This window comes from Enterovirga sp. GCM10030262 (assembly GCF_042666435.1).
Classification (GTDB): domain Bacteria; phylum Pseudomonadota; class Alphaproteobacteria; order Sphingomonadales; family Sphingomonadaceae; genus Allosphingosinicella.
In genome coordinates, this window is the sequence record NZ_JBHTDC010000002.1 from 67,313 (window position 1) to 79,764 (window position 12,452).

General features: G+C 65.2%; 16 protein-coding genes. 10 read left to right on the forward strand and 6 right to left on the reverse strand.

Annotation, left to right across the window (positions count from 1 at the left end; all coding sequences use genetic code 11):
- Nucleotides 1-69: 69 nt before the first annotated feature.
- Complete coding sequence (locus ACFQRC_RS09490) at nt 70-339, reverse strand: septum formation initiator family protein (protein ID WP_379960557.1); 270 nt, start codon at nt 337-339, stop codon at nt 70-72.
- An 80-nt stretch (nt 340-419) separates the two neighbouring features.
- Nucleotides 420-1,706 (reverse strand): phosphopyruvate hydratase, encoded by a 1,287-nt coding sequence (gene eno, locus ACFQRC_RS09495; RefSeq protein ID WP_379960559.1) that lies wholly within the window; start codon nt 1,704-1,706, stop codon nt 420-422.
- 162 nt (nt 1,707-1,868) lie between these two features.
- Here eno and ACFQRC_RS09500 point away from each other — a divergent pair, with 162 nt between their 5' ends.
- From ACFQRC_RS09500 to ACFQRC_RS09525, 6 genes are all read left to right on the forward strand, one after another.
- Nucleotides 1,869-2,465, forward strand: coding sequence for a hypothetical protein (locus tag ACFQRC_RS09500; protein ID WP_379960561.1), 597 nt, complete (start codon nt 1,869-1,871; stop codon nt 2,463-2,465).
- Between the two features lie 2 nt (nt 2,466-2,467).
- On the forward strand, nt 2,468-2,851 hold the full coding sequence (locus ACFQRC_RS09505) for a phage holin family protein (RefSeq protein WP_379960563.1): 384 nt from the start codon (nt 2,468-2,470) through the stop codon (nt 2,849-2,851).
- Entirely contained in the window at nt 2,848-3,249 is a 402-nt protein-coding gene (locus ACFQRC_RS09510) for a DUF3618 domain-containing protein (protein WP_379960565.1), read from the forward strand. Before ACFQRC_RS09505 ends, ACFQRC_RS09510 begins: the two co-directional genes overlap by 4 nt.
- Nucleotides 3,246-3,740, forward strand: a complete 495-nt coding sequence (locus ACFQRC_RS09515; RefSeq protein WP_379960567.1) for a hypothetical protein — start codon at nt 3,246-3,248, stop codon at nt 3,738-3,740. Before ACFQRC_RS09510 ends, ACFQRC_RS09515 begins: the two co-directional genes overlap by 4 nt.
- Before the next feature lie 113 nt (nt 3,741-3,853).
- Nucleotides 3,854-4,432 (forward strand): phospholipid-binding protein MlaC, encoded by a 579-nt coding sequence (locus ACFQRC_RS09520; protein WP_379960569.1) that lies wholly within the window; start codon nt 3,854-3,856, stop codon nt 4,430-4,432.
- Nucleotides 4,433-4,494: 62 nt separating this feature from the next.
- Nucleotides 4,495-4,719, forward strand: coding sequence for a DUF4170 domain-containing protein (locus tag ACFQRC_RS09525; RefSeq protein ID WP_379960571.1), 225 nt, complete (start codon nt 4,495-4,497; stop codon nt 4,717-4,719).
- Nucleotides 4,720-4,759: 40 nt separating this feature from the next.
- Here ACFQRC_RS09525 and ACFQRC_RS09530 read toward each other — a convergent pair whose 3' ends face one another.
- From ACFQRC_RS09530 to carB, 3 genes are all read right to left on the reverse strand, one after another.
- A complete protein-coding gene (locus tag ACFQRC_RS09530; protein ID WP_379960573.1) occupies nt 4,760-5,401 on the reverse strand; it encodes a rhomboid family intramembrane serine protease in 642 nt (213 codons plus the stop codon).
- 60 nt (nt 5,402-5,461) lie between these two features.
- Nucleotides 5,462-5,941 (reverse strand): transcription elongation factor GreA, encoded by a 480-nt coding sequence (gene greA / locus ACFQRC_RS09535; protein ID WP_379960575.1) that lies wholly within the window; start codon nt 5,939-5,941, stop codon nt 5,462-5,464.
- A gap of 78 nt (nt 5,942-6,019) precedes the next feature.
- On the reverse strand, nt 6,020-9,355 hold the full coding sequence (gene carB, locus ACFQRC_RS09540; RefSeq protein ID WP_379960577.1) for a carbamoyl-phosphate synthase large subunit: 3,336 nt from the start codon (nt 9,353-9,355) through the stop codon (nt 6,020-6,022).
- A 57-nt stretch (nt 9,356-9,412) separates the two neighbouring features.
- Here carB and ACFQRC_RS09545 point away from each other — a divergent pair, with 57 nt between their 5' ends.
- The 3 genes from ACFQRC_RS09545 to ACFQRC_RS09555 all read left to right on the forward strand — a co-directional run bounded on the left by ACFQRC_RS09545 (nt 9,413) and on the right by ACFQRC_RS09555 (nt 10,594).
- Complete coding sequence (locus ACFQRC_RS09545) at nt 9,413-9,715, forward strand: hypothetical protein (protein WP_379960579.1); 303 nt, start codon at nt 9,413-9,415, stop codon at nt 9,713-9,715.
- Nucleotides 9,712-10,125: a type II toxin-antitoxin system VapC family toxin gene (locus ACFQRC_RS09550; protein ID WP_379960581.1), complete on the forward strand. Its 414-nt coding sequence runs from the start codon at nt 9,712-9,714 to the stop codon at nt 10,123-10,125. Before ACFQRC_RS09545 ends, ACFQRC_RS09550 begins: the two co-directional genes overlap by 4 nt.
- A gap of 148 nt (nt 10,126-10,273) precedes the next feature.
- Nucleotides 10,274-10,594 (forward strand): hypothetical protein, encoded by a 321-nt coding sequence (locus ACFQRC_RS09555; RefSeq protein ID WP_379960583.1) that lies wholly within the window; start codon nt 10,274-10,276, stop codon nt 10,592-10,594.
- A 2-nt stretch (nt 10,595-10,596) separates the two neighbouring features.
- On the opposite strand, the gene carA is transcribed toward ACFQRC_RS09555, so the two are convergent.
- Nucleotides 10,597-11,847 carry a glutamine-hydrolyzing carbamoyl-phosphate synthase small subunit gene (carA, locus tag ACFQRC_RS09560; protein ID WP_379960585.1) on the reverse strand — a complete coding sequence of 417 codons (1,251 nt, stop codon included), beginning with the start codon at nt 11,845-11,847 and terminating at the stop codon, nt 10,597-10,599.
- Between the two features lie 140 nt (nt 11,848-11,987).
- Between carA and ACFQRC_RS09565 the strand changes: the two genes are divergently transcribed.
- Entirely contained in the window at nt 11,988-12,440 is a 453-nt protein-coding gene (locus ACFQRC_RS09565; RefSeq protein ID WP_379960587.1) for a GatB/YqeY domain-containing protein, read from the forward strand.
- The last annotated feature ends 12 nt before the right edge of the window (nt 12,441-12,452 follow it).

Below are 12,452 nucleotides of genomic sequence, written 5' to 3' on the forward strand. Positions count from 1 at the left end.
TCCTTCAAGCTGCTGATCAATGTGACGCCGGCTCTATGGCCGCAAACGTCGGGGGGCGCAACATGGCCCCTATTCAGGGATCTGGATGATCACCTCGTCGGGACGAACCAGGCCCAGATCCCTGCGCACCATCTCGTCGGCAAGGTCGGGGTCGGCCCGGCGCGGATCGAGCAGGTCGGCGCGGTGGGCAAGCCGCGCGCGCTCCTCGGCGAGCTGGGCCAGCACGAGGCTCTTCTCGCCCTTCAACCGCCGATATTCGCCCCAGGACAGCACGCCGTTGGCACCGGTTATCGCCGAGCCCAGGAAGTAGGCGATGATGAGCACCGCCAAAGCCGGCATCGCCGCCCTTTTGATCAGTTCGATCGTGTTTCGAGTGCCCGTGCTCACAAGGTTAACAGAATCAGTAAAAGCACCCGGAATCAAGCTCTTTTCGATGCGAAGATGCTCCTTCCCGCATAATTCGCGACGGACCCCAGTTCCTCCTCGATTCGGATGAGCTGGTTGTACTTGGCGAGCCGGTCGGAGCGGGCGAGGCTTCCGGTCTTGATCTGCCCGCAATTGGTCGCGACGGCGAGGTCGGCGATGGTCGTGTCCTCGGTCTCGCCCGAGCGGTGCGACATGACCGCGGTATAGCCGGCGCGATGCGCCATGTTCACCGCCTCCAGCGTCTCCGTGATGGTGCCGATCTGGTTGACCTTGACCAGCAGCGAATTGGCCAGCCCCTGCTCGATGCCCATGGCGAGCCGCTTCGGATTGGTGACGAACAGATCGTCGCCGACCAGCTGAACCTTACCGCCGATCGCGTCGGTCAGCGCCTTCCAGCCCTCGAAATCGTCCTCGGCCATGCCGTCCTCGATCGAGAGGATCGGATAGCGGCGGGTCAAGTCGGCGAGATAATCGGCCATTTCCGCTGGCGAGAACGTCTTGCCCTCTCCCTCCATCCGATAGGCGCCGTCCCTGAAGAATTCGGTCGCGGCGCAATCGAGCGCCAGCACGACGTCGTCGCCCGGCCTGTAGCCCGCTTGCTCGACCGACTTCATGATGAAATCGAGCGCATCGGTGGTCGAGGCGAGCGCCGGGGCGAAACCGCCTTCGTCGCCGACCGCCGTCGACAGGCCCGCCTCCGACAGTCCCTTCTTCAAGGTATGGAATATCTCCGCCCCGCAGCGCACCGCCTCGGCGAGACTGTCGGCGCCTACCGGCATCACCATGAATTCCTGGAAGTCGATGGGATTGTCGGCATGTTCGCCGCCATTGATGATGTTCATCATCGGCACCGGCAGCAGATTGGCCGAGACGCCGCCGACATAGCGGTAGAGCGGGAGGCCGCGCGCGTCCGCCGCCGCCTTGGCCACCGCCAGGCTGACGCCGAGGATCGCGTTGGCGCCCAGCCGGCCCTTGTTGTCGGTGCCGTCCAGGTCGATCAGCAGCGCGTCTATCTCCGCCTGGTCCTCGGCGTCCAGCCCGACCACCGCCTCGGCGATCTCGCCGCGCACCGCGTCCACCGCCTGGCCGACGCCCTTGCCCAGCCAGCGCGCCTTGTCCCCGTCGCGTTTTTCGACCGCTTCATGGGCGCCGGTCGACGCGCCCGACGGCACCGCCGCCCGGCCCATGCTGCCATCCTCGAGGAATATCTCCACTTCCACCGTGGGGTTGCCGCGGCTGTCGAGGATCTGGCGGGCATGCACGTCGAGAATGGCGGTCATTTATATGGCCTTTGTTTCGGGCTATGATGGGATAGCAGGCGCGGTCTATCGAGGCGGTCTAGGAGAAGCAACTTTCCTTGTCCGCGGCGGAACACAAGCGCGTCCGCGAGTGTTTTTGAACCTCAAGGACGGGCCACTCACAACATATCGGAGGAACACCAAATGCCCCCTCGCAACCGAGAGCTTCCCGAAGGAACCGACCACATCATCAACGGCGCGATGGAAACCGGCGCGGGTACGCATGCCAGCACCGGATCGAGCGGCCCGGGTGTCGGTGCCGGCTTCATCGGGAGCGGCGCCGGTGACGACACCGGCGGCACGGCGGCGGGCAAAGGCGGCACGGCCGTGTCCCAGCTCAAGGATGGCGCGGCGTCGCTGAAGGATCAGGCGACCGGCAAGGCGCGCGATTATGCCGTCGACGGCAAGAATAGGGCGGCCGGCGCGCTCGACGATTTTTCGAAGGCGGTGCAGGATTCGGCGCAGGCGATCGACGAGCGGCTGGGCGCCGAATATGGCGAATATGCCCGCCGCGCGGCCGATGCCGTCTCGGGTTTTGCCGATACGCTGCGCACCAAGGACGTGGACGAATTGTTCGAGGATGCCCGCGCGATCGTCCGCAAGAGTCCGGTAGTCGCGATCGGCACGGCCGCGGCGGTCGGCTTCGCTTTGGTCCGCCTCGTCAAATCCGGGATTCCCGACAGTCAAAGCACCGGCGCGCCCCGGTCGACGACCCACATCGATACGGGCGCGGACGCCTGACCTTGGACGCGCGCGTTCAAAACCCGGCCGATAACGGCATTGGCGATCTCTTCCACCAATTGGTGGAGGAGGGCCGCACCCTCGCCGGCGCCGAGGCCAATCTGTACAAGCAGATCGCCCTCTACCGCGCCGGCAAGGCCAAAAAGGGACTGATCGCCCTCGTCGCCGGCGGGCTGATCGCCTTCGCCGGCCTCATCGCGGCTTTGGTCGGGCTCGTCCTCGGCCTCGCCAATCTGATTGGCCCGGTGGCGGGCGGCCTGGTCGTACTCGCCGCGACCGGTGTCGTCGGCTTCGTCCTCGCCCGCTACGGCGCCGGCAAGATGGCCGCGCTCTCGGGCGACGACGGGGAGAAAGCGGCCTTGCGCGCCGGGGAGCGGAATCCATGACGACCAATCCCGCCGCCGGCATCGAGCAGGCCCAGCGTGAGGTCGAACGCGCGAAGCAGCGCCTCGCCTCCACGATGGGCGCGCTCCAATACAGGCTGAAGCCCGGCAATCTGATGAGCGATGCTTGGGAGGGCGTGCGCGAAAAGAGCGGCGAAGTGGCCGACGGCGCGCTGCAGGCGGTCAAGGACCGGCCCGCCGCGGCGTCGGGAATCCTCGCCGCGCTCGTCATCTTCCTGGCCCGCGATCCGCTCTGGCGCGCCGCCTGCGGCCTGTTGTCGGACGATGACGAGGAGCAAAGCGCCGGAACCATCAAGGCCGATCTCGACAATCACGACAAGGATTACGACCTGACCGCCCCCACGGTCAAAAGGTCGCGCAAGCAAGGAGTGAACGCATGACCAGCATCGATACCGACACCGGCACCCGGAAGAGCGGCACCGCCACCGACAAGGTGCGCGAGCGCGCCGGCGCCGCCCGCGCCCGAGCCGGCGACGCCTATAGCGCCGCGCGCGAGCGGACGAGCAGCGCCTATGGCAGCGCCCGCGAGAGCGCGTCCCAGGCCAAGCAGCGCACCGCCGAAGGCATCGATACCAATCCCGTGGCCGCGCTGATCGGCGGGCTGGCGCTCGGCGCGCTCGTCGCCGCCCTCCTGCCCCGGACCCGGCGCGAGGAGGAACTGCTCGGCGACTATGGCCGCCGCGTCAACGACAAGGCGCGGGAAGCCGCCCGCGCCGCGCGCGACGCGGGCACCGGCAAGCTCGACGAATTGGGGCTCAACAAGGACCGCGCCCGCGAGAAGCTCAATGAGCTTGCCAGCAGCGCTGGCGAGGCCGCCCGCACTTCCGCCGGAGCGGCGGCGCAGACGCTAAAGAGCCCGCAGCCGCGCTGAAGACGCGCCCGGCGCCGTTCGGTTTCCCGGAAAATTCTGCGGAATTTCCCGGAACTTGGAACGGCGCCCGCGCGTCCTTAGGGCAAGTGATGATCAGCGGAGATTCCAGTTCCATGCCTTTCCTCATTCGCGGCATCGCCGTCGCCGGCCTTGCCGCCATTGCCGTCGCCCCCGCCGGGGCCCAGGTCAGCAACCAGGATCCCGGAAAGTTCGTCCAGAGCCTCGCGACCACCGGCTTTGGCGTCCTCAAGGGAGACAAGACCGCCGCGCGCGGCAAATTCCGCTCCCTGCTGGCGCAGCATTTCGCCGTGGATGCGGTCGGCGACCGTCTCGTCCGGCGCTGGAAGCCGAAGGTCAGCGCCGCCCAATATGCGGCCTACAAGGCGGCCTTCCCGAGCTTCATCGTCGGCACCTATGCCGATCGGCTGCATGATTATGCGGATGCCAGCATAAAGATCGTGCGTGTCCAGAACCAGGGCAGCAACGCCGCCGTCCTCACCCAGGTCACCAAGCCGGGCGCCCGTCCGGTCAACGCCATCTGGTCGCTGGCCAAGGTGGGCGGCGGCTACAAGGTGACCAACCTCACCGTGGGCGGCGTCAACCTCGCCGTGGCGCAGGAGGCGGATTTCAACGCCTACGTCCAGCGCAACGGCTTCGACGCACTGGTCGCCTTCATGAAGAAGCGCGGCTGACCCTTGCCTCGACCGGCGATCGTGTTAGGCGGTGGCCAAATTCCACATTCGAGGCATCCCATATGAGCAAGCTCCATCTCGTCTTCGGCGGACGCGTCAAGGATCCGCGCGGGCTCGACTTCGTCGACCTCAACGCCATGCATCTCGTCGGCCTCTATCCCGATTATGCCAGCGCCCTCGACGCCTGGCGCGCCAACGCCCAGCGCACCGTCGACGATGCCGAAATGAAATATGTAGTGGTCCATCTCCACCGCTTGCTAGAGCCGGCGCTGGACGAAGGAAAGTAACGTCACCCCGGCGAAGGCCGGGGTGACGTGTGGCCGGAAGTCAGGCGCCGCGATACCGCAGCAGCAAAAGCGGTTTCGCCAGCAGGAGCCCCGCCAGGAAGCCGCCGATATGGGCGGCGATCGCGATCCTGGAACCGGCCGTCTCGAAGGTGAAGCCGATGACGAGCTGCAGGCCCACCCAGGCTACGGCGAGCCACAAAGCGTTCAGCCAAAGCGCCAGCGCCGGGTTGGCGACCTTCACGCGGTTGCGCCCGAACATCATCGCATAGGCGCCCAGCACCGCCGAGATCGCCCCGCTCGCTCCCACCATCGGCGTGGGATCCTGGGGATCGACCGCATAATGCGCCGCCGCGGCCGAATAGGCGCCAACCAGATAGAGGATGACGAACTGGCGCGCGCCGATGATCGTCTCGATCGAGCGGCCGCAGAACAGGTGGATGAGCAGGTTGAAGCCGAGATGGATGATGCCGGCATGGACCAGGGTGGCGGTAAGCGGCGTCAGGAAGACGGGCGCCAGCGCCTCGTCCCCGATGACTCCCGACACGCGCACCGGAATGAAGCCGCCCCAGATCGCGGCCTGATCGCCCAGCCCGAGCAATTTCGCCGCCAGCCAGGCGAATGCCGTGACCGCCGCTATGACGAGGGTCGCCCGCGCCCGCTGCCAGCTTTCCGGCGGCCGCATCTCTAAAGTTCCCGCATCATCTGGTCCAAGAACCGGTTTCCACTTTTTGGGATGATGCGCTTAGATGAACTCGACTTTCTCGATCGAAAAATATTTGTCGCCGGAGGGCGCAGACACCTCGACCTCCTCGCCGACGCTGCGGCCGATAAGGGCGCGGCCCAGAGGCGAGGAGTAGCTGATCCGGCCCACCTTGGCGTCGGCCTCGGTCTGGCCGACGATCTGGTATTTGACCGGCTTGTCGTTCTCGTCGAGCAGGTGGACGGTGGCGCCGAACACGACCTTGTCGCCGCTGAGCGTCTTGGGGTCGATCACCATCGCGCGGCTCAGCCGATCCTCGATGTCGGCAATGGTCGCCTCGACCTGGCCCTGGCGCTCCTTGGCGGCATGGTATTCGGCATTTTCCGACAAGTCGCCATGCGCGCGCGCTTCCTCGATCGCATCGATGATCGCGGGACGCTCGATGGTTTTCAGGTGCCGAACCTCGTTGTTCAGCCTTTCATAGCCCTCGGCCAGCATCGGCATCTTGTCGACCGTCGCCATTTTACCGCCTTTCGTCAAAACTTGTGTTCAGCCGTCTTTATCGAAAAAGACCGCCTGACTTGATTTAGGTTGTCAGGATCACGCTCTGGAAGCGGAATAATAGTCCTGAAGCGAGCGAACTTCAAGGCTGTGCTCGCGCTGCGCCCCGATCGCCCGCACCACGGCGGCGCTGGACGCGGCGGTGGTGAAGTAGGGAACCTTGGCCATCAGCGCCGAGGCGCGGATCGACGCCGAGTCCTTGTGGCTCTGCCACCCTTCCGTGGTGTTGAAGATGAGATCGACCTCGCCGTCCTTGATCTTGTCGACGATGTGCGGCCGCCCCTGCGCCACCTTGTTGACCTGCCGCACCTCCAGCCCCTGGCCGCGCAGATAATCGGCGGTGCCGGCGGTGGCGAGAACTTCGAAGCCAAGGTCGATGAGCGCGCGCACCGGCGGCGCGATCGCCGATTTGTCGCTGTCCTTGACCGACACGAACAAGGTGCCCCGGCTCGGCAGCTGGACCCCGCCCCCGATCTGCGACTTGAGGAAGGCGATGGCGAAATCGTCCGCGATTCCCATGACTTCGCCGGTGGATTTCATTTCTGGAGAGAGGACCGGATCGACCCCCGGGAAGCGCGCGAACGGGAACACCGCCTCCTTGACCGCGATATGCGGCACATCGCGATAGATGGGCAGGAAATTCATCAGCGGCTCGCCCGCCATCACCCGCGCCGCGATCTTGGCGATGGGGGTGCCTATCGCCTTGGCGACGAAGGGCACGGTGCGGCTGGCGCGCGGATTGACCTCGATCAGATAGACTTCGCCCTCCTTGACCGCGAACTGGACGTTCATCAGCCCGACGACGTTCAGCGCCAGCGCCAGCACCCGCGCCTGCCGCTCGATCTCGGCGACGATGTTGGGAGCAAGGCTGTAGGGCGGCAGCGAGCAGGCGCTGTCGCCCGAATGGACGCCCGCTTCCTCGATATGCTGCATGACGCCGGCGATGCAGACGTCCTTGCCGTCCGAAATGGCGTCGACATCGACCTCGATCGCGTCGCGCAGATACTGGTCGATCAGCACCGGGCTGTCGCCGGAGACCTGGACGGCGGTGTGGATATAATCGTCGAGCTGGGCCGGCCCGTCGACCACCTCCATCGCGCGCCCGCCGAGCACGTAGCTGGGGCGGGTCAGCACCGGATAGCCGATCCGCTCGGCCACCGCGAGCGCCTCGTCGCGGCTGCGCGCGATGCCGTTGCGCGGCTGCTTGAGGCCGAGCCTGTCGACCAGGGCCGCGAAACGCTCGCGGTCCTCGGCAAGGTCGATCGCGTCGGGCGAGGTGCCGAGGATCGGAATGCCTTCCCGCTCCAGCGCGGCGGCGAGCTTCAGCGGCGTCTGGCCGCCGAACTGGACGATGACGCCATGGAGCGTGCCCCGCGACCGTTCGACATGGAGGATTTCGAGAACGTCCTCGACGGTCAAAGGCTCGAAATAGAGGCGGTCGGACGTGTCGTAATCGGTCGACACCGTCTCCGGATTGCAGTTGACCATGATCGTCTCATAGCCCGCCTCAGCGAGGGCGTAGGCGGCGTGGACGCAGCAATAATCGAACTCGATCCCCTGCCCGATCCGGTTGGGTCCGCCGCCCAGGATGACGACCTTGTTTCGGTCGCTGGGCTGGCTCTCGTCCTCCGGCTCGCCGAAGCTCGGCGCCTCGTAGGTCGAATACATATAGGGCGTCTTCGCCTCGAATTCGGCGGCACAGGTGTCGATCCGCTTGAATACGGGGCGGACGCCGAGCCGGTGGCGCAGGCGCCGCACCTCGTCCTCGGTGGTCGCGCCGGTCATCGCCTTCACCGCGTCGTGGATGAGGCCGTGGCCGCGCGCCAGCACCTTACCGACGCCGCCCGCGATATTGGCCGACTTGAGCGTGAGCTCCGCCAGGCGCCGGTCGGAAAAGCCCATCGCCTTGAGGCGCCGAAGGCCCGTTGTATCGTTGGGGAGGCCGTCGCGGCAAATCCCCTCCTCCGCGTCGACGATCTCCTTCAGTCGCTCCAGGAACCAGGGATCATATTTCGCGATGGCGTGGATTTCGGCGACGGTGAAGCCCTCGCGCAAGGCCTGGGCCGCGACCAGCAGACGGTCGGGCGTCGGCGTCGCCAGCGCGGCCTCGATCTCGACCCGGGGCGCGCCGTACAGCGCCTTGACGCCGTCGAGCCCGATCAGGCCTGTCTCCAGCCCGCGCAGAGCCTTCTGCAAACTCTCGTGGAAATTGCGCCCGATCGCCATGACTTCGCCGACGGACTTCATCGCCGTCGACAGCAGGGCGTCCGAACCCTTGAACTTCTCGAAGGCGAAGCGCGGGATCTTGGTGACGACATAGTCGATCGTCGGCTCGAACGAGGCCGGCGTCGCGCCGGTGATGTCGTTGTCGATCTCGTCCAAAGTGTAGCCGACCGCCAGCTTGGCCGCGACCTTGGCTATCGGGAAGCCCGTCGCCTTCGACGCCAGCGCCGAGGAACGCGACACGCGCGGGTTCATCTCGATGACGACCAGCCGGCCATCGCTGGGATTCACCGCGAACTGGACGTTGGAACCGCCTGTTTCCACGCCGATTTCACGCAGCACCGCGATACTCGCGTTGCGCATGATCTGATATTCCTTGTCGGTCAGCGTCAGCGCCGGCGCGACCGTGATGGAATCACCGGTGTGGATGCCCATCGGATCGACATTCTCGATCGAGCAGATGATGATGCAATTGTCCGCTTTGTCGCGGACGACCTCCATTTCATATTCCTTCCAGCCCAGCACCGATTCCTCGATCAGCACTTCGGTGGTCGGCGAGGCTTCGAGCCCGCCGGTGACGATGGCGAGGAACTCGTCGCGATTGTAGGCGATGCCGCCGCCGGTCCCGCCGAGCGTGAAGCTGGGCCGGATGATCGCGGGCAGGCCGATTTCCTCCAGCGCCTTCATCGCGTCGCCCAGGCTGTGGGCGATGGCGGAGCGCGGGGATTCCAGCCCGATCCGGTCCATCGCATCGCGGAATTTGAGGCGGTCCTCGGCCATCTCGATCGCGTCGGCGTCGGCGCCGATCATCGTGACGCCGAATTTTCCCAGGGTGCCGTCCTTGAACAAGGCCAAAGCCGTGTTGAGCGCGGTCTGCCCCCCCATCGTCGGCAGCACCGCGTCCGGCCGCTCCTTTTCGATGATCTTCGCCACGTAAGCGGGCGTGATCGGCTCGACATAGGTGGCGTCCGCCAGCTCGGGATCGGTCATGATCGTCGCCGGATTGGAGTTGACCAGGACGATCCGATACCCCTCCTCCTTCAGCGCCTTGGCCGCCTGCGTCCCCGAATAATCGAATTCGGCGGCTTGTCCGATAACGATCGGACCGGCGCCGATGATAAGGATGGAGGAGATGTCGGTGCGTTTGGGCATTGCTTAATGCGACCTCAGTGCATACAGTGATTGCATTGCAATCATTGGAGTGGTGATGTGGCGAGCCTGACGATCAGGAACATTCCCGACGAGGTGAAGCTTCGTTTGCGCCAGCGAGCCGCGGTGAACGGACGGTCCATGGAGGAGGAAGGCCGACGGCTGATTTTGGCGGCGGTCGAACAGCACGGCGGCGGCAAGGTTCAGGAAGCCGCGCACCGCTATCGATCCGAGCCGCGGAGTGAATCCCGCTCCGAACTGTTCGAGGATAGCTGGGTCGCCGAGTTGATCCGGATCGCTAACGGCGCGGGCGAGGGCGTGTTCGAGCCCGAACCCCAGCCCCTGCGGGAATTCGATCTGTGATCGTGCTCGACACGAACGTGCCGAGCGAGACCAGCAAAGCGCGCCGCGATGAAAATGCGATGCGATGGCTCGCCGAACATGACGCCCGGCTTTGGCTGCCGACGATCGCGCTGGCCGAACTGCGCTACGGCGTCGAGAAACTGCCGCCATCACGCCAGCGCACCGACCTGGAACATTGGCTGACCGGTTTGATCCAGCACTTTGCCGGACGGCTGATCGCGTTCGACGCCAAGGCCGCGGAAGCGCACGGCCGCTTGCGCGCGCGGCTCCGAGCGATGGGCAAGCCGATGGATGCGCCCGACAGCTATATAGCGGCCATCGCGCTGGCGAACGGCGCTCCCGTAGCGACTAGAAACACCGGCCATTTCACCCATTCGGGCGTGAAGCTGATCGATCCCTGGGCTGGATGACGACCCATGCTCCGGATATTCGAACTCCGCCGCTTGGCCGATAACGATGGGGCCGGCGCCGATGATGGAGGAGATGTCGGTGCGTTTAGGCATGGAGCGACTGAGATTCTGATGAATTACGGAATCGCCATTTGGTATTTGGAAAGGAATGTCTTGGCATAAGATCGATATGCGCCGCCGACCCTCTGCCGCCACTCTGGACGCTATACGCGCCAACAAAAAAGAGCGGCGATCTCACCTGCTTACGGTGATCGTCTCTGCTGTCATTGCGACTTTTTGCGCAATTCGATTGTTTCAGCATCTGCCCAATGGGCAAGTTGAAACCATGAGCAGAGGCGCCGACCGCACCATACATTTCGCTGACGAACCGCTCGCATTCGCCTTTTGGGTGGCTGTGTATATCGTTGGCGTCATAGGCTTCGGCGCCCTTAGCTTCGCCTTTGCAAAGCAGAATTTGAGACGCAAGTAGTCTCACCGTTTCGACCCCAGCTGCTCCACAAATTTCCCGAAAAGATACGTACTATCCTGCGGCCCCGGGCTCGCCTCCGGATGATATTGCACCGAGAAGGCCGGCCGGTCCGTCAGCTCCAGCCCAGCCAGGCTGCCGTCGAACAGGGAGATGTGCGTCGGCCGCGCATTGTCCGGCAGGCTTTCCGTCTCGACCGCGAAGCCGTGGTTCATGCTGGTGATTTCCACCCGGCCGTCCGATAGGCGCTTGACCGGATGGTTGGCGCCGCGGTGGCCCTGGAACATCTTGGTGGTCTTCGCGCCCACCGCGAGCCCGAGCAGCTGGTGGCCGAGGCAGATGCCGAAGAGAGGCTTGCCGGTATCGAGCATCTTTTGGATCACCGGCACCGCATAGTCTCCGGTGGCGGCTGGATCGCCGGGGCCGTTGGACAGGAAGAAGCCGTCGGGCTCGTGCGCCATCACCTCGTCGAAGGTGGCGGTGGCGGGGAGCACCGTGACGCGGGCGCCGGCATCGGCCAGGTTGCGGAAGATGTTGCGCTTCGAGCCATAGTCGATGGCGACGACGTGGGGCCTCTCTTCTCCCCTCCCGCCTGCGGGAGGGGCTGGGGGAGGGCTTGTCGTGGAGTGGGACAACCCCTCCCCTAACCCCTCCCGCAAGCGGGAGGGGGATTCCTCATAGCCCTGCCCCAGTCGCCACAATCCCTCGGACCAGCGGAACATCTGGCGGCACGAAACCTCCCTGGCGAGGTCCATGCCCTCCAGCCCCGGCCACTCGCGCGCCTTTTGCAGGAGCGCGTCCACATCGAACTCGCCTTTGGCATTGTGCGCGATCACCCCGTTGGGCGCTCCGCCGCCGCGAATCTTCCGGGTCAGCGCCCGTGTGTCGACGCCTGAAAGCCCGATCCGGCCGTTGCTCTTCATCCACGCATCGAAGCCCTGCACCGCGCGGAAATTGCTGGGCGCGGTCACATCCTCGCGCACCACGCAGCCCAGAGCGAAGGGATTGTCCGCCTCCAGATCCTCATAGTTCGCGCCGACATTGCCGATATGAGGGAAGGTGAAGGTGACGATCTGCGAGGCGTAGGAAGGATCGGTCATGATCTCCTGATAGCCGGTCATCGCGGTGTTGAAGCAGACCTCGCCGACAGCCTCGCCCTCGGCGCCGAAGCCATGGCCCCAGATCACGCTGCCGTCGGCCAGAACCAATATACCCGTCGCTCCTTGTGGCGCGGGCATATGTTTGGCGTCGGCCATGGGGCGGGCACTCCGGGGGTTGGTTTTGACGATGTCGCTAAGGCTCGTCCGCTAGAGCGCGGGACCGGGAGCGTCAATCTATTAAAACCCGCCGCCGGGGGCTATCGTGCCTCCTTTCCGGTGAAATCCAAGAGAGACACATGATTCGCGACGACTTGAAGGCCGCGCAGATCGCCGCCATGAAGGCCGGCGACAAAGCCCGCACCGCCACCATCCGCCTGATCCAGTCCGCGATCAAGAACCGCGACATCGAGCTGCGCGGCAGCGACAAGGCGCCCGAGGACGACGCGCTGGTGACCGAGGTGCTGCAGAAAATGATCAAGCAGCGCCGCGAATCGATCGCGATGTACGAGCAAGGCGGGCGGCCCGAGCTGGCCGCGGCCGAGGCGGCCGAAGTCGCGGTGATCGAGGATTTCCTGCCCCGCCAGATGAGCGAGGAGGAAGCGAACGCCGCGATCGACGCGATCATCGCCGAAACCGGCGCGTCCTCGGTGAAGGACATGGGGCGCGTGATGGCCGTCCTCAAGGAGCGCCACGCCAGCGAGATCGACATGGCCAAGGCCAGCGGCATGGTGAAGGCGCGGTTGGGTTAAATCTCCCCTCCC

What these genes read in the sequence shown, in the direction of transcription:
- ACFQRC_RS09490 (WP_379960557.1), bottom strand. Translation starts at nt 339, where the DNA reads ATGCCGGCTTTGGCGGTGCTCATCATCGCCTACTTCCTGGGCTCGGCG.
- eno (WP_379960559.1), bottom strand. Translation starts at nt 1,706, where the DNA reads ATGACCGCCATTCTCGACGTGCATGCCCGCCAGATCCTCGACAGCCGC.
- ACFQRC_RS09500 (WP_379960561.1), top strand. Translation starts at nt 1,869, where the DNA reads ATGCCCCCTCGCAACCGAGAGCTTCCCGAAGGAACCGACCACATCATC.
- ACFQRC_RS09510 (WP_379960565.1), top strand. Translation starts at nt 2,848, where the DNA reads ATGACGACCAATCCCGCCGCCGGCATCGAGCAGGCCCAGCGTGAGGTC.
- ACFQRC_RS09515 (WP_379960567.1), top strand. Translation starts at nt 3,246, where the DNA reads ATGACCAGCATCGATACCGACACCGGCACCCGGAAGAGCGGCACCGCC.
- ACFQRC_RS09520 (WP_379960569.1), top strand. Translation starts at nt 3,854, where the DNA reads ATGCCTTTCCTCATTCGCGGCATCGCCGTCGCCGGCCTTGCCGCCATT.
- ACFQRC_RS09525 (WP_379960571.1), top strand. Translation starts at nt 4,495, where the DNA reads ATGAGCAAGCTCCATCTCGTCTTCGGCGGACGCGTCAAGGATCCGCGC.
- ACFQRC_RS09530 (WP_379960573.1), bottom strand. Translation starts at nt 5,401, where the DNA reads ATGCGGCCGCCGGAAAGCTGGCAGCGGGCGCGGGCGACCCTCGTCATA.
- greA (WP_379960575.1), bottom strand. Translation starts at nt 5,941, where the DNA reads ATGGCGACGGTCGACAAGATGCCGATGCTGGCCGAGGGCTATGAAAGG.
- carB (WP_379960577.1), bottom strand. Translation starts at nt 9,355, where the DNA reads ATGCCCAAACGCACCGACATCTCCTCCATCCTTATCATCGGCGCCGGT.
- ACFQRC_RS09555 (WP_379960583.1), top strand. Translation starts at nt 10,274, where the DNA reads ATGTCTTGGCATAAGATCGATATGCGCCGCCGACCCTCTGCCGCCACT.
- carA (WP_379960585.1), bottom strand. Translation starts at nt 11,847, where the DNA reads ATGGCCGACGCCAAACATATGCCCGCGCCACAAGGAGCGACGGGTATA.
- ACFQRC_RS09565 (WP_379960587.1), top strand. Translation starts at nt 11,988, where the DNA reads ATGATTCGCGACGACTTGAAGGCCGCGCAGATCGCCGCCATGAAGGCC.